7 protein-coding genes are annotated in these 17228 nt (G+C 57.0%); all 7 read right to left on the bottom strand.

The window, feature by feature from the left end; translation table 11 throughout:
* Nucleotides 1-37 precede the first annotated feature (37 nt).
* The 7 genes from G3O00_RS05730 to G3O00_RS05700 all read right to left on the bottom strand — a co-directional run bounded on the left by G3O00_RS05730 (nt 38) and on the right by G3O00_RS05700 (nt 17163).
* Entirely contained in the window at nt 38-3415 is a 3378-nt protein-coding gene (locus tag G3O00_RS05730) for a heparinase II/III family protein (RefSeq protein WP_206142370.1), read from the bottom strand.
* Nucleotides 3416-3505: 90 nt separating this feature from the next.
* Nucleotides 3506-4798 carry a hypothetical protein gene (locus G3O00_RS05725; protein WP_206142369.1) on the bottom strand — a complete coding sequence of 431 codons (1293 nt, stop codon included), beginning with the start codon at nt 4796-4798 and terminating at the stop codon, nt 3506-3508.
* A 52-nt stretch (nt 4799-4850) separates the two neighbouring features.
* Entirely contained in the window at nt 4851-8258 is a 3408-nt protein-coding gene (locus G3O00_RS05720; RefSeq protein WP_206142368.1) for a heparinase II/III family protein, read from the bottom strand.
* A 133-nt stretch (nt 8259-8391) separates the two neighbouring features.
* Nucleotides 8392-12615, bottom strand: coding sequence for a glycosyltransferase (locus G3O00_RS05715; RefSeq protein WP_206142367.1), 4224 nt, complete (start codon nt 12613-12615; stop codon nt 8392-8394).
* A gap of 72 nt (nt 12616-12687) precedes the next feature.
* Nucleotides 12688-13956, bottom strand: a complete 1269-nt coding sequence (gene wecC / locus G3O00_RS05710) for a UDP-N-acetyl-D-mannosamine dehydrogenase (protein ID WP_206142366.1) — start codon at nt 13954-13956, stop codon at nt 12688-12690.
* A gap of 95 nt (nt 13957-14051) precedes the next feature.
* Nucleotides 14052-15233: a UDP-N-acetylglucosamine 2-epimerase (non-hydrolyzing) gene (gene wecB / locus G3O00_RS05705; RefSeq protein ID WP_241024974.1), complete on the bottom strand. Its 1182-nt coding sequence runs from the start codon at nt 15231-15233 to the stop codon at nt 14052-14054.
* Between the two features lie 139 nt (nt 15234-15372).
* Nucleotides 15373-17163, bottom strand: a complete 1791-nt coding sequence (locus G3O00_RS05700) for a polysaccharide biosynthesis/export family protein (protein WP_206142365.1) — start codon at nt 17161-17163, stop codon at nt 15373-15375.
* Nucleotides 17164-17228: the final 65 nt, after the last annotated feature.

Here is a 17228-nt window from a genome sequence, read left to right as displayed (position 1 = left end):
ATTTTTCCTCGTACTTGCTATTGTTGTAGCCACACAATCACGCCACGATCGCTCCAAAGAACGGGTCCGCGCGTTCTGCGAAATTCAATGCCGCCTCAGAGCATCGGTTCGATCCGTCATCGTCAAGACGAATGATCGTCGAATACACCCGCTCCGCGTTCGCCGACCGCAAATCAATACCGATGGTCGGCACGACCCGACCGAATTCGAATGCAGTCCAGCCACGAACCTTGCCTTCGGTCTGGCCCTTGTATATATCGGCATTTGCCCCGTGATTCCTGAGGGTGCCGGAAAACGACGGCGCGGTCAGGCGAATACCCCCATCGTCGGACAGCACGGTGAGTTCGGGGCCGAGCACGAAACGTTGCACGACATCGGCTGCGTCCGGCGCGTCGAACGTATCCACCACAACCACCTCGTCGGATTGCGCGACGAACACGTAGCGATTAAGCGTCGTATCGCATCCCGGCACGGTATAAGTACACGCAATACGGACGCCGTCATCCGACTCCTCGAAACGCTCGATCCGTCCGGACACCGGCCCGAATTTCGACTGGACTTCATGACGCGGCAAGCCGTCAAGCAGAGCCGGCACGATACCGCTGTGGCCGGTGGTCGACGTGACACACCGCGAATACGCATCGCTCTGGTCGTAGGAATAACTGCCTGCATCAACCACGACGTCGACTCCGTTGTATTGCAGATAGATCGACGAATCGTCCATCTGCTTGTGCCACTCCGTCGTGCCGCCACATACCAACGAGAAATAGAGACCGTCCCGCTTCACTACGGCAAAACCTGACTCAAAAAAGCAAAATGTACCGTCTCGCGACGGCAACCCGAGATCGTAGCGCGGCGAATCACCGATCGGCGGAATTTTACCGTCTGGGAGCACACACAGTTCGAGCGCACCAGATGCCTTCACGATCAGTGCATCAATCTTCTCGAACAAGGAATCGGCGATCCCTAGGTTCGCGAGCACCGCCCGCAACTTCCTGTAGAGCGACAGATTGAAATTGTGATAGCCGATCGTGTTTTCGTTGCATAGTCCGTCCTTGTCGAACGAATTATCTGCCAGCGACAGAATCCGATCGGCAGCAATGTCCAGATAACCCTGGCCGGCCCCGTCGTTCAATAATGCATACACATAGATCAGCGACATCGCACCCATCAGCTTGTGATTGCCGACGCCCAAATTACGGTCGTCGGAAATCCATTCGGCCCATCGATGGATTTCTTGCAACAGACGCATCCGGAATGCAGCTGACTCCGTTGCACCAGCCTCCTCGACCATCTGATGGCAGGTCAGCAGTACCTTCAAACGCTCACTGGCTGAATGATCGGCAGACGGGATGCTGCCGATCATCCGTCGATTCTCCGGAGATGCCGTGAAGCTCATGAAGTCCGAGATCAGTGCTATCGCCATCTGCCGTGCCGCCACATCCCGCGTCTGCGCCCACGTCGCGAGCAGGCGGCCGATATAAGCGAGCGAGTAATACCACATCCGGTCGGCATTCAATGCGAACTTGTGATTCCACGGAAAGCGCGCATTCATTCCGACTTCGACCCGCGTGGCTCCTGCCATGAACGACATCTGCGCGACGCCGTCGCTTAGCCAGCCTTCGGCAAGCGGCTGATAGTCGTTGACCAGCCGAATCAGATCCAGCCTGGGTGGACGATCGGCCGTTGCCGCAAGGAAGCTGGCGGCATCCATTACACGTGCTTCATTCTCTCCTTCAGCATCTACCGTCGCATCTGGCAGTTCAGTTACCTTCTCGAGCAACAGAAATCCATCGCAGAAGTCCTCAGCCCACTCGGCGACTTCGAAGAATGCAATCGCACGCAGTTCGCCCCCTTTGAAGCCAGCCTGAAAGCCATCATTTCCGACCGGCACGCCCTTGAAGCGCCGATGCAGATACTCAGCTACACCGTCTGCGAGATCCCGGCCACCGCGGCTAGGAAACGGTATGCCGATAACCGCCCCTGCTGGCTGTGCCAGGACCGAGGTCGAAAGCCCCTTGCCGATACACTCGACGAATCGCTCCGGAGCCGGCTCAGGCAACAGGGTGACCGTGCGCCCAACCCGCTCTTCCATACACTTGAGCGCGCCATCGAAACTGATCGACTCACGAATGAATGTCCACTCCGGTAACCGAAACCGCTCCTTCTTCTTGCCTGCCGGCCGTATGGCAGACTCGTCTGCAGCGGTAGAAGTGGAGCGATCACGATCGTCGTCGAACAATGCCAACGCACCGTCGTACACGAGAAATCCCCGTGACGCGAACCCGACGCTGCGCCGGAATGTATCGATTCCGTTGGCATGCTCGGCGATATACATGTAATTCACCGCCTTCACATGCGGATGGTGTCTGATCAGTTCATCGACCATATGCATGACGTTCAGATTCATTACGCCGTTTGCAACATGAGCCTTGTGGCAAAGGATGTGATTGACCTGCGCAAATTCACCGAACAGCAGCACGGTAATGTATGACACCAACCGGCTACCCAGAAAAATACCGAAGAATTTCTCGGTGTGAAGCTCGCAGCCGATCAAGCTGGGAGCGGTCACGTACTGCGGAGGGTTCGTGTGGAAATATTCCGAGATGGGCCGCCCCTGCCGCATCGGATCCGACGTTCGAATCTCGTAGATGTCCTGCCCGAGCGATTCCGGAGAAATCTCCCTGAACTCGTAGCCCATCTTGCGAGCCTTCCGGATCATGTTTCGCGATTTGTCGCCAATCACTTTCAGATACCGGTCTAGCGAGGCCGGGACGTCGAGGAAAGCGGGCTGCGCCCGCTGCAACGAAGCCGGAACAAGTTCGCCCGTCTGAGTCTCCACATAGACATCATCGCGGCTGAATGCCGTACTCTTCGACCGGACGGAGAACTCATCCATCGATTCGAACCAGCGATGACAATGAGCAACGCAATGGAAACCACATCCAGAGTGTCGAATCAGGAAATTCGCAGTCAACGGCCGGCTTCCGTCCGCCGTCTTCGCGTGCCATTTCTTCATGACTTGTCGCGATGACCCAGGAAATGCCGGTACGGCGCCCTCACTCGTCAAAACCACATCATCGAGAACGACGGGTGTCGTCATGTTCCACGCACGAATCTGGAACCCCGTCACTTCGGGAAGCACATCAAATTCGAAATCGATCCGCCCGTCCTCGATGAATGGCAACAGGTACTTGTAGAAGCCGAACGACGTCTTCACGAAACCGATCTCCGCGGCCTTCGTTTCGGTCAGTTGCTCGCCCGTGATCACGAAGAGCATGTTGCCCTTTTCCGGCGGAGTCCAGCCGATCGCCGCAGACAGGCGCACGGAGCTCTTGTGCTCGACACTGAATGTACCGCTCAGTGTTCCACGACCACGATTCAGTACTACCCGATCAATCCATGCTTCGTTCATAGCGATACCACGTCGTATTCATCGTTCACAGGTCGGCGGACCCGTATCGTACTCTTGCGATTCAAGCAATACCCTAGCGTCTTGCAACGCTTAACGCGCGGCGAACTTGACCGTCTCGATTTGGTCTGGACCCGCATGTGCCAGCTTGACCAGGAATGCGTTGATAGTGTCTCTCGGCGGTGGCTCGTGACCTTGAGCCTGGTTTCCGAGATGCAGAAAAAACCTGTCCCCCAACCAGCCCCAAAATTCGCTTCCACGAACACCATGGAAGCCCGTCTTCTCCAGAAAGGGTTTCAGGTGATGGTCCGTATGCCAGTCAGTGAAATTCTGCAGATAGATCACCCGATTTTCGGACTTTCCGTAGACCTGCCATAGATCGGCGACTGCAATGTCTTCGAGACGCCCTCTGAGCGTTTCGAGATCGTCGGTGCCGAAGCAGACACGACCGAAGTTCCGTACCGATGTCTCTTCGAACGCCAGAATCGAAGTTTGCGGATTCCACACGAACGCGGTCGAATCGGCAAATCTCGTCGACAGATACAATGATGCGAAGCCGCCTCCGGACCCGCCCCAGAATACGATCCGCTCAGGAGTGAGAACAGACCGAACCTTTCTCGTGATCAACTCATAGAGATACTGAAGCGGCGTCGGCGACGTGCCGACGTGCCATGCCAGTGTCAGCCCCGGATCAAGCAATAGCGCAGGGTCGGAGAAGATGAGAACGGAACTGTTCACGTCGTTCATCATCGAAACACCGCTGAAAATCGGTAGCTTGAAAACGTCCGATCGAGGCGCGTTTCCGTGGAGAAAGCAAAACAGAGCCGGTGTGTGTCGGTCGACGAGCAGAAACTCGACCATCAGGTCATTGACCGGAATGATATGTGCGGAACTCGGAAGCGTAGGCGCAGCCAAAAATTCACTGATGCTCGCCCAGATTTTCGGCGGATATCGTTCGGCATCGCGCGATGATGCGTAACGCTCCCCGAGCCCAGTTACCGAAGGGCTCGTCCACGCGACGAACGACATGAGACGAATGCAATCATCCGCGTTCCACGTCACGATATTGAAACGTACCGTGCCCGAGAATGGCACGGCTTGCGCAAATTCCCAGTCGATAGACACGCGCCCAGCATGGGTCGGGACATACCGGTACCACCACCCGTGATGGGAGCGCACAAGCCCGAACCGTTCGAGCTCCTCCGGCACCTCGCTGAACTCCACTTGAACCAGGGCGCGATTGGCCGTCGTCTTCGGTCCGCAATCGAGATCCATGCAAACCGAGAAGCGTGTCACGCCCGTGACGTCGAGCATGAATGGCGTGCCGGTATCGGAGAGCTGAATACCGACGGGCGAATGGTAACAATTCGGAATGTCCTTCAACATGGGTCGAGATCGCAAATCGGGTAAGGGCAACGCGGGATCCTGTATTCCCGGGTCAATTCATGAAGAACGGGTCTGATTTGTTCGAAAACGCGCGCGCCTGCTCCGAACAGCTCTCCGGACCGGTGCCATCCAGTAGAACAATCGACGAAAACTCACCTGTCACGCTTCCGTCGCGCAGGTCTATGCCGGTCGTCGGCGAGATTTCACCGAAATCGTAGGTGCTCCACCCTCGTACTTTTTCACCCTGCTCGCCCCGATAAAAATCGACATTCCGCGACGAATGAATAATTGCACCCTCAAACGTTTCGCCGATGAGTCGAATGATCCCGTGCTCGGCGTGCGCGGCAACACCGGGCGCGAGCAAATAACGCTGGACTGCAGCCTCCGGGTTAGGCGAACTGACCTGGTCCACGATTACAATCTCGCCAACCCAACGGACGTATACGAATCGTCGAAAGCTGGTCCAACAACCTGGTACCGAGTACGCGCATTCGATGCGCACACCATCCTCGCTTTCCTCGAACCGTCGGATGCTGCCGGTCACCGGCCCGTACTTTGCAATCAGTTCGTATCGCGGCAATCCATCGAACTGGGAAAGAAACACTCCACTGTGACCTGCTGACGAAGTGATGCAGCGCGTGTGAGGATTGCGCTGATCGTACGAGTAGCTGCCACCGTCAATGAATACGTCCTCGCCTTTGTACTGCAAGTAAATCGCCGTGTCGTCCATGTGCTTGTGCCAGTTCGTCCGCCCGCCACAAATCAACGACATGTAGAAATCGTCACGTTTAACAACCGCAAATCCAGATTCGAAGAAGCAGAACGACTGGTTAAGTGACGCTACGCGAGAGTCATAACGCGGCGAATCACCGATCGGCGGGATAAGACCATTCGGGAAGATAGCGAGTTGCAGTGCCCGCATCGCCTTCTCAAGTATCGGCTCGATATCCGCACGGACCGCTTCGGCGATCCCGAGTTTTCCAAGCGCATCGTGAATCCGAGCGTACAACGAGAGATTGAAATTGTGGTACCCGATCGTGTTTTCGTTACACAGCCCGTCCTTGTCGAACGACTCCTCCAGCAACGACTGTACCCGACGCAATGCGGTGTCGAGATACACGGATCCGACCGTGTCTGCCAAAAGCGAATAGGTATAGATCAGCGACATGCATCCCATGAGCTGATGATTACCCACACCAAGGTTGGCTTCCTCGGTCAACCATTCCGCGCAATAGTGCATCTCGTCAAGCAATCTCGGCATCAATGCAACGACCCGCGGCTCGCTCATTCCCTTGATGAGTTGATGCAGCGCAAGCATCACCTTCAAGCGCTCCGCGGTCGCGTGATCGGCCGAGGCGATCGAATCGACACCGGCTCGATGTTCCGCTGTCGCCACGTAATCGAGATAGTCCGATATCAAGGCCAGCGCCAAATCAAGCGCCGCCTTGCTGTTTGAAGACTTGAACGTCGCAAGCAGTCGTCCGATATAGATCAGCGAGTAGTACCACATGCGAACCGAATTGTTCGGCAACTCCGCGTCCCAGGTGAACTTCTGGTTTACGTCCACATCAACAGTCGCGCTTGCATACGGAAAACTCATCTTCACATTGCTGCCGATCAGCCAGTCGTTCGACAGAGGCTGATACTCGTCGGCAAGGTCGATTCGATCGAGATTTGACGCGAGATCGGAAACCGACGAAACGAATACGTCACGCGTCACGAATATTCCCTGCGACTTCTTTTGCGCTACCGAATCCGCACGCAATCCGCTCTTCCCGAACCGATGGAAAACCTCGCTCAGCCCTCGAACGTTGCTCTGTCCCACGCACGTCACTTTTTCTACTACCAGCAACCCTCTGAAGAACAGGGATTCATCATCGCTGACCTGGAAGTACCCCAGTGCACGAAAATCGCTGCCTTTGAACGCGGTCTCGAAACCGCGGTCGGTAATGGGACTGGACTTGAAACGCCGGCGCATATAGCCGCATAGCGCGTCCTCAGCATTCGGAATACGGTCAGGAAATGGAATGGCAAAGCAACTGCCCTCCATCCAGTCAATTACCGTCTCGCTCAATCCACGCGACAGGTAACGCTCGAACTCCTGATATACCGGCATCGGCAAGCGCGCGACTCGCCGCCCCAGCCGACTTTCGATCGCCGTCATGACGTCACCGCTCACGCGTTCGCGCAAGAATGCCCAGCTGGACGCCTTCGGCTTCATCCCGACAGCCTGCTTCTCCTGCACTGCCGGATTGGCCGTGAGCGATGGATTGTGTTTCCGTTGCGCATACAGTTCCACGACGCTGTCGTACGTCATGACACTCGCCTCTCGGAAACCGACACTCCTCTTGAAATGATTGATACCGCCGCTGGACTGCCCTATGTATAGGTAGTTCAGGCATTTCACCTCGGGCTGATGCCTGATGAGTTCGTCTACGACGTGAAACACATTGAGATTCATCGCACCACTGCTCGAATGGGCCTGATGGCACAACAAATGATTGACCTGAGCGAGTTCTCCAAAGAGGAAGAGCGTCACATATGAAACGAGCCGGCCGTCTTTGAATACTCCGTAAAATTTCTCGGTATGCAACCGGCAGCCAACTCGACTCGGAGCAAGAACGTGCACCGGTGGATTCGAATAGTAGTAGTCCGGAATAGGGCGTCCCTGCCGCATCGGATCCGACGTCCGGATCTCGTAGATGTCTTGATCGTAGCTTCCTGGACCGACCTCGCGAAATTCGTACCCGAGTCGCCGTGCTTTGCGAACCATGTTGCGGGATTTATCGCCTATCCCAGCCCAGTATTCGTCGATCGACTCAGGGATTTCGAGCATCGCAGGCCGAGCACGTTGAATGCTCGCCGGGATGAGCTCGCCGGTATCGCGTTCGACATAGACGTCATCTCGCCCGAATTCGGAAAGTTTCGTCCGGGCTTCGTAACCGTCCATTGATTCGAACCACTTGTTGCAATGCACGATGCATGCAGGCCCGCATGCGTGCCTTGCAAGCAGAAGGTTAGCAGCCAACGGCCGCTGTGGTTGTGAAACGAGTGGATCCCATCGCCGCACAATTCGACGTGCGCGTGCGGACAGAAACCTGACCTCCTCCGCGGTAGCCCCGGTCACCCGAAGGTCGTCCAGGATAACCGGCGGAACACCAACCCCCCAGAGGCGGATGCCGATCGACCGGACCTCGGGCAGGATTTCGAACGCGTGACGCAGCAAGTCACCGTTTACGGACGGTCTCAGGTATTGATAGTAGCCGCCCCTAGTGGGCACAAATCCAATCTCCGTTGCGTGTTGCTCGGTCAACGCATCACCGCTGATAAGAAGAATCAGATTCGTGCCGTCTGGCAGCCCACCTGCAATCGTTGCGCCGAACTCGATCGATGTCCGCTTCGCCACCTGTGCGGCACAATAGATCATCGAGTTTTTTTCGCTCAGTACGACGCGATCCATGTATTGGTCAACCATCATTCCCCGCAACAATTGCCGGCGACGGTGCAACTCGACGTATCAAGCAATCCCCTTCGCCATTATTTTCCTGTGTGTTCGTGCATACGGTCGGACTCCTGCACAAGATGCCGATCCGTTACACAATCTGGCCCGCTTCCCGGCCGGCTGCGTCCACACCGTTCGCAAAGCACGCGATCTCGCGGTGGATTACCAGATCGTGACCACTTTGCATTCTTACGCGGCGCGCCGCACGCGCGCTCATGTCAGCAAACAATCGAGGGTTCTCCGCGAGGGCGAGAAGCCCTTCGGCAATCGCGTGCACGTCTTCAGCCGGCGCGAGTACCCCGCTTGATTCGTCGACAAATTCCGGAATCGCTGCGACAGCATTGGTCACCGGAACGAGGCCCGACGCCATCGCCTCGTCTCGCGAAACCCCTTGTGTATCCATCCGGGACGGGCACAGAAACACGCCGTAGTCCTTGTGCAAGTCGGCGATCTCGCACTGCGTCAGGAAGCGCCGCTCAATACGGACATTCGGAAATTCCCGAAGCGGTGCAACGGTCTCATCGAAAAGCGCACCGTCCCCGATCAGATGGAACTGCATACGATCAAAGCCTGGCTTGCTTGACAACATGAGAATCGCAGCCACGCTTAGGTCATTGGCATAAACCTTCGATGCGTACGGTCGAATCGACAGAACCTTCGTTCGCAGTTCAACGTCCTTCTCCACATAGTCGAACCGCGTCGTGTCGATCGGGTTATGGATGATGCTGTATGCGTCGTCCGGCAACGTAATGCCAAGGTCCTCCATCGCCGTCGTCGCAAGATACTGCGACACGAATACGACATGCAGCGCCGGTGGCCGGTTCGTCAATACGTCACGCCAGAACTCGACGCGGCGCTCGCTCTTCGCGGCAGCCGCAGTACGCTGCTCGGCGTCGTCGTACAGGAATGCACGACGCTTGAAGTGCTGAATATCGGCGCCGTGTGCCCATACCACGATCTTTAGACGATCCGCATATGGCTTCAGCACGCGCCACATCGCATCATCGAGAAAATGCACGAGTACCGAGCGGTATCCGCCCGTCTTCAGCAAAAGCTCGAGGACATCCGCGCCGCCGGTCATTACATCGACGTTTTCGAATTCCTGATACTCGGCTGTCCGCTCATCACGGAAGCGGAACACGTCGCAGCGCACACCTTGTTCACGATAGGCGCGTACACGGCTGTGGACGAACGCGTTGCGATATAGATCGTCGTACGACGGATAGTGGTTCGTCAGAACGAGGTGAGGTCCCTGCGCAAACAAGTCGGCTGGCAGAAGCGAGCGATGGCCGAGCAACAGCGATTGCACGCGTGTCGAGCCACTTGCATAAACGCGTAGACCGATCCGCAGATACGCGGTGCCCGACGGCAGTTCGACGTCGTGATTGCGGTTCGCCGCCTTGACAACATGACCAATGCGGGCCTTCGCGCTGTCGAGAAACAGCACGGCGATCTGAAGATTTAAGCCAGGAGAAATCTCGAGATGGAACCGCAGGTTCCCGTTGTCGACCGACAACGCCGACGGTTCGAAATCGCGATCTGCATACCAGTACTCGTGCGAACCGTCAGGCAACGCGGAATCAACCTGGAGGCAACCTCCGCGCTCGACCATCGAAACACGACTGTTAGCCGGCGACTTCGACAACAGCGCGGCAAGATCGCCGCCACGAAGTTGCGGAAGTGCAACGCTGTCGACCCGCTCCGGCACGATCGCTTCAGCACGTCTCTGAATCTCCGCGAGCGTCAAGCCGTGATCCAGGTCGGCGATATCGTCGACTGCAGCGCGACCGTCGGCGTCGAGCGCGACACCGCTGCGGCAATAGTTGAATTCGTCGACGGCGAAACCGCTATCGCCACCGAACCGGGCGGTATACAGCTCCCGCACCCAATCGCGTAACGTAACACCAGGCAACGAGTCGAATCGTGCTATGCCGGCTCGCGCAGCAACACCGGCGACGCGCGCATAGGCCGTGCTCCCGTCCACCAGTGACAGGCCCTTGTTGGCCGACCAGACGTACTGGGCGCCCTTGCCAATCGCAAGTGCATCCGAATAGCGCGTCGCAAGCGCGAGATCCGTCAGATAGTGCGCGCCGTAGTAATCGTCCGCGACCATCACGGAAAGCCATGCGTCTGGTGATGCGAGCGCATGCAGCATTACGGTATCCGATTCGAGCGAAGACAGCACGCGCACCGAGCCGCCTTCCGGCGCCCCGTGGAGACTGAATTGCTCGGGAACGACCAATACCAGCGTCTTCGCCTCGTACTGCTGCCGAGCGAATGACTGCAGCAGGCAGTCTGCTTGCGCCTGATCTTTCGCGTAGCCGATCACGATGATCTGCGGCATCAGGGACGGCAGTGTTTCCTCGCTAACCTTCGAGATCACGTACGCCAGCCGATCCTGATACGTGTGTTCCCGCATCACCTTGCGAAGCGCGGCAAGGCGAAGTTTTCGCGCGCCGGACTCGTCATTGCCAAGTACTTCGAGGCGACGCCGAATCTCTGCCCCACTATCGCTCGTGACAACGAGGTCGCCAAACATCAAGCGCACCCCGCGCGAGAAATTGCTGACGGTAATCGTATTGGACGCAAGCAGTTCGTATACCCGGCGAGCGAACATCGATTGCGACTGCTTGATCGAGTTCAGGTTGATCGCGTAGCGGTAGCCCTTGTATGCCTTGTCGATCTCCGAGTACGGCAGATTTCCGACGACAAAAGGTTGATACTCGTCCGGAAATCGATAGTTCGCATCGTCCTTCCCGTAGTTTCTGTCGTAGATCTCCAGCGGCCGGAACTCAGGCAGATTGACAATGAAATTCCCGAGATCGCGCGTGCGCTCGGGATAGCGAACATAATAGGCGCCAGCAAAGCAGAACGCGTCTTTGCGCTCGTACTTCTCGACCGGATTGTTGACGAGCGGCTGCGCGGCGAACGGCAGCAGATAGACTCGGTCATGTCCAAGTGCCGACTTGTACCGATGAATACAGTCGATATCTGTCGTGAAGACAAAATCGAAGAGCTTTGCGGTGGTCAGGAACGTCTCGAAATGAACAGGATCTTCCTTATTCCAGAATATTGTCGGAATCTTGTGATCACGACACCACTGGATGATGCCCATGACCTCCTGGCTGAGGTGACCGACCTTGCTGCCCCAGAGATCGTCTTTGCCGCGCCAGGCTGATTCGATGAACAGCATGTCCGGATTGAACGTACTCAGTTCTGCTTGCCAGTGCGCGGGCGTCAATTGCAGCAGATTGCATTCGGGATCGTACGACCCAAACGTAAACTCGTCCATGATCGCAGCGACCTTCAGCTGCTTCATCCGATGCACGAGTTGCTGCCCATCGTCGTCATGCAATCCCTGTAGGCGCGCGCGCGCGGCTACTGCCACAGGTTCAGCGACCTCCCCATGCAAGCGGCCAGCGACCTCCTGCAGAACAGGTCGGAGGTTTGTGGTGTTCTGCCATTTGAGCGCCTTTTCATCACGCCGCTGGTTCGACAGACGATGAATCGCCAGCAGCTTGCCCGGCAATGCGACGAACCCGCCCCACGACTTGGTTGCAAAGATCAGCGCATGGCCGAGCTGAAATGAAAGAGTGTTCTTCGTCCGCAGAACCTGCTGGTTGGCTGCGATCAGTTGCTGGCGAAGGCGCTCGATCTGCGCATTTGCCTCGTTGAGCGCAACCTTGTTGCGAACCGCATCCACTTTGATCCGATCGAGATGCGCTGACGTCGATTTGCTTTCCGAGCGCAGCACGGAAAGGGTTGAACCGATCTCCTGACGCTCGACCGCTCGCGCATCGCGTTCCGCTTCCAGGTCGGCAACTTTCTGCTCAAGTGCAGTAACGCCGCTGACACGCAATTGCTCCTGCCGCTGCGCGTGACTTCGCGCCGCTTCGTTTTCTCCAGCCAGCGTCCTGATCGTCTCGTCGCGCCGGGCAAGCTCGGCTGCCAGCGCTTCGATCGTGGCACCGGTGTCGGTGCGGTACTGCCTGAACGTCTCCTCTTCGCGCTCGCGCTGAACCTTCAACGTGTCGAATCGGACTGCGAAATCGTCGAATGTCGGTGAATGCTCGATCTCGTCGCTAATGGTGACGTCAGTCGGCTGCGAGCTAGGAACTGGACTCGTAACGCGTTCGGTGTCTTGAATCCCGCGTAGGCGTTCGACCTCTGCCTCGAGCCGCACAACGATCGCGTCCTGCGCCGTCCGCTCGACCCGCAACGCAGCGCATTGCGCCGCATACTGGTCACACTCCTGCCGTAAAGCGTCCAGCTCACGGCAATTGTCGTCCGCCCCTGCCTCGACATTCACGCTCATCCGACTTCCCTGCCCTTTCAAAATTCACGTTCTTCTTTCCATCCGGTCGATGGAGGTGTCATCGAAGGTAGCTCACGCCCAGATACCTTTGGTGTCGACGAGTCGTTGATCCGCACGCAAAGCGGGTTTGATCTCCTTGAATCGCGCGTGATCGACCAGCATGACAAGCACGTCCGCCTGCGCCAGTGCATCGTCACAATCCAGCAGTTTCACGTTGCTCACCGAAAGCTCTTCGGGAACTGCCTCGACGTGCGGCTCGACGACGAGAACCTGGCCCGGATAGGCGTTGGCGAGCTTGTTTGCGATATCGAGCGACGGACTTTCGCGCAAATCGTCAATGTTCGGCTTGAATGCGAGACCGAAGCAGGCAATCCGGATATCGCGTGGCGACTTCCCTGCTTCGCACAGAGATTCGATAGCTGCACGAACCTTGTTGATCACCCACCTCGGCTTCGAATCATTCACTTCGCGGGCCTGCCGGATCAGTCGCGCCTGATCCGGCGTCTTGTTGACGATGAACCACGGATCGACTGCAATGCAGTGCCCCCCAACTCCCGGCCCGGGTTGCAGGATATTGACTCGCGGGTGATGATTCGCAATGCCGATCAACTCCCAAACGTTGATTCCAAGCTTGTCACAGATAAGCGAGAGCTCGTTTGCAAACGCGATGTTGACATCGCGGAAGGCGTTCTCCGTCAGCTTCGACATCTCGGCCGTGCGAGCGTCGGTCACGAGCAGTTGCCCGTTGACGAACGTCCGATAAACTTCCTGCGCGCGTACTGCCGAAACCAGATTAACGCCCCCGATAACGCGGTCGTTCTCGATCAACTCTCGGATAACCTGTCCGGGCAGGACTCGCTCCGGGCAATAGGCAACGAAGACGTCGCATTCGTCGCGATCCTTGGCGGGGAACACGAGATCGGGGCGTGCCTGCGCCAGCCATTCGACCATCTGTTCCGTCGTACCGACGGGAGAGGTCGACTCAAGAATTACGATATCTCCCTTCTTGAGAACAGGTGCAATTGACTCGCTTGCGGCTTTAACATACGACAGATCCGGCTCGTAGTTGCCGTGGAACGGTGTCGGTACGGCAATCATGAATGCATCTGCGACTTCCGGCCGCGTCGTCGCACGCAGCCACCCCTCCGTCACTGCTGCGTGGACAACGATGTCCAGCTCAGGTTCGACGATATGGATTTCGCCCCGGTTGATCGTGTCAACAGCATGCTGATCGATGTCGACACCGACGACCTTGATCTTGCGCGATGCGAGCACGGCCGCGGTCGGGAGCCCGATGTACCCGAGTCCGATGACGGAGATGGATTGAATGGAATTTTTCACGGAACATCCTCAATGATGTATCAGGTAGCGGCAAGTCATTGACTTGCCGTACAAACCAGATCAATAAACGGGCAACGCTCGTCGCTTGCGTGGTGTTACCCGGCGAGCACTCGGGTGGATTCGGATTCCGCAGAATCAGGCTCTGCGTCGTCGCGACCGATTTCGCCCACGAGCCGGTTCACGATGCGCTCGCATGCGCGCCCGTCTCCATAAGGATTGTGTGCGCGTGCCATCTCTTCATACCGCTTCGGATCGTCAAGCAAGTCGCGGCATGCCGCGACGATACGATCGCTTTCGGAGCCCACCAGAAGCACCGTGCCAGCTGCAACAGCTTCGGGACGTTCCGTGGTATCGCGCATGACAAGCACTGGCTTACCAAGCGACGGCGCCTCCTCCTGAATCCCGCCGGAATCGGTCAAGATCAACGTGGAGCGCGACATCAGGTAGACAAATGGCAAGTAGTCCTGCGGAGTCAGCAGATGAACGTTGGAGATGCCGGACAGTATTTCCTCTGCCGGTAACTTGACCTGGGGATTCAGATGAACCGGATAGACAAAATCCACATCATCATATTGCGCCGCCAACTGGCGAATCGCCTGGCAGATATTGCGTATGCCGTCTCCGAAGTTCTCGCGGCGGTGAGCGGTGACGAGAACCATGCGGCGACCGTCGCGCAATTCCGGAAATGCATCGCGCATCTGGCGTTGCAGTACCTGGTCGCATTCGAGTCGTTTGGTAACGGCCAAAAGGGCGTCGATGACGGTGTTGCCCGTCACGATGATGTTCTCGTCTCTCACGCGTTCTGCAATCAAGTTCTCGCGCGACACCTCGGTCGGAGCAAAGTGGATGTCGGCTAGTTGCCCGGTCAGCTTTCGATTGCCCTCTTCCGGCCAAGGTGAGTACATATCACCGCTACGCAATCCGGCTTCGACGTGCCCCACTTTGATCTTCAGGTAGAACGCCGCCAGCGCGCTTGCGAACGTCGTTGTCGTATCGCCGTGCACGAGCATATAGTCCGGTCTGAACGATTCGAGAACTGGCGAGATCTCGTTCACGATATCGCACGTTATCGACTGAAGCGTTTGTCCCGCCTTCATCAGGTTCAGATCGTAATCCGGGGTTATCTCGAAAAGATCGAGCACCTGATCCAGCATTTGCCGATGCTGGGCAGTGACGCAAACGCGACAGTCAACGCCAGCCTTCCCCCTTAGCGCATGCACCAGTGGCGCCATCTTGATCGCCTCTGGCCGCGTGCCAAACACGGTCAGAATTTTCATGGTAATTATTGTTGCTATTGTTTTCTCTACGCTCACAAGGAGCAATTTGCCCGGACGCACTTGTGCCAACAAGGCGTCCTCGGCCCTCTCGATGTCACGTTACATACCCTTGTTGCGGGTAACGTGAGTACTGCAACCATCACCAGAAGATCAGCTTCGCGGCAACCGCCATCTGATACAGGATTTGCGTGATCCCGCGCGTGATCTCGATACTCTTCGATTTCACCTTCGGCAACACCATAAGCTCGTCACCCTCAGCAATCTTCGTATCGCTGTCGGCAAGCTCGGCTTTGCCGTTCTGATGGATCACGATGATCTTGCTGTTGTCCGCTTTCTGCGTGTAGCCGCCGACGTGAGCTACGTAGTTTTCCGCCGTCATGCCCGATTGCCATTCAACGGCGTTCGGGAAAAGCACCTCTCCATGCACCATGACGACACTGGTCCGCTCGGGGATGTTGATGACGTCACCATCCTCAAGAATGACGCTCCCCATCGTCTGCTCATTGAGAACAACCTGCCCCTTAAACTCGGTCTTGCTCGCAAGCGCGGCAAACTTCGTGATGTTTTCCGCTTCCTTCGAACGCAGGTTTGCTTCCTCACTTGTCGCGGACGGTGCCGAAAGCGCCGCCTCCTGAAGCTTCTGCAATTCGACGCCCAGCATTTCCTTCTGGCGGTCCGCCACCGACTTACGGAACAACTGGGTTTCATCGACTCGCGACAACGGATTCGTCCGGACCTGACTGAGTACCTGCGCCATCGTCGAGCCGTACGGCAGCACCAGCGCGTGCTCTCCCGAATGAGCACCCTCGACCCGAACCTGAATCGTGCCAGCATAGCGATCCGACGTGACCGTAAGCTGATCACCATCGTTAAGCCTAACGTTTGACGCACCGGAAATCGGGTAATACTCGGTCGTTCGTTCCGTTCCTTGACGACGTACGATGCTGACGTGCGTCGCACCCGGTTTCGGACGTGCGACTGAAAGCGCCTGCTGCAACGTGATCACCGGCGTGGCAAATTCAAAGTCGTATGCGTTGTAGACCTCGCCTCGCACGGTAAACACATGCTCCCTCGGCCCAACAACGATTACGTCGCCATCGGCCAGCTGCAGCTGATCGATCTCGCCATTCAGCAAGAAGTCGTACAGATTGAACCGCTTGCGCACAACACCGGCGCGCTTGACCATCACGTCAACGTAGCTGCCGCGGTCGACATCGACACCACCGGCCTTGTCCAGGTAGGACAAGATGCTTTCCGATGCGATGCCACCGTACATACCGGGCTGCTTAACGTACCCGGTGACGAAAACCTTCACGGGCTGCGCGACATCGAGGCTGGCGTAAACGTTCACGTTCGCCTTGTATACCTTCCGCACCTCAGCCAGCACGCGCCCGTTCAAATCGGCATTCCGCACGCCGGCCACAGTGACCGGCCCGACATTCGGAACGAAGATATTCCCCTGCGGATCAACGACCAGTTGACCGTCGAATACGAATGCACCCCACATCCGCAACGTAACGGTATCCCCGATGCTGACCTGATAGCCCGGATTAAACCCAGTACCGCGGCTATTATGAAATGTTCCGCCAAACAACTGCGAGCCGAACATGCTGTTCGGCGCCTGCGGTGCCACACTGACATCAACCGGGCTTGGTGTGCCCGCCCCTGGGTTGCTTTGTTGACGCGACAGTTTGCCGCTTTGAAGTGCGAGCGATGCTGTTGCGATATCGTCGGGGTTGTACCCAAACCCCGTCGACGCGACACCGCGCTGTCCGCCGCCACCAGCCGTCGTGGACGTTGCCGAACTGCTATTGCTGTCGCCCCCCGAAAGCCCGAACAGCGTATCGCTGATACCCGCCCAACCTGCAGCGCTCATAGTGCTTAACATCAGCGCCACTAATACCTTTCGGCTTGTCGATAGATTGTTCATCTAGAAATTTGCATTCGTCGATGCCTGCCCATACACATTCGCTACCCCATCAGTGGCAACGACGA

The organism is Burkholderia sp. Ac-20384 (genome assembly GCF_017104605.1).
Lineage (GTDB): Bacteria > Pseudomonadota > Gammaproteobacteria > Burkholderiales > Burkholderiaceae > Burkholderia > Burkholderia lata.
Note: the sequence above shows the minus strand (reverse complement) of the source record. Positions and strands in the feature narration are given on the sequence as shown.

What these genes read in the sequence shown, in the direction of transcription:
- G3O00_RS05700 (WP_206142365.1), bottom strand. Translation starts at nt 17,163, where the DNA reads ATGAACAATCTATCGACAAGCCGAAAGGTATTAGTGGCGCTGATGTTA.
- G3O00_RS05730 (WP_206142370.1), bottom strand. Translation starts at nt 3,415, where the DNA reads ATGAACGAAGCATGGATTGATCGGGTAGTACTGAATCGTGGTCGTGGA.
- G3O00_RS05720 (WP_206142368.1), bottom strand. Translation starts at nt 8,258, where the DNA reads ATGGATCGCGTCGTACTGAGCGAAAAAAACTCGATGATCTATTGTGCC.
- wecB (WP_241024974.1), bottom strand. Translation starts at nt 15,233, where the DNA reads ATGAAAATTCTGACCGTGTTTGGCACGCGGCCAGAGGCGATCAAGATG.
- G3O00_RS05725 (WP_206142369.1), bottom strand. Translation starts at nt 4,798, where the DNA reads ATGTTGAAGGACATTCCGAATTGTTACCATTCGCCCGTCGGTATTCAG.
- G3O00_RS05715 (WP_206142367.1), bottom strand. Translation starts at nt 12,615, where the DNA reads ATGAGCGTGAATGTCGAGGCAGGGGCGGACGACAATTGCCGTGAGCTG.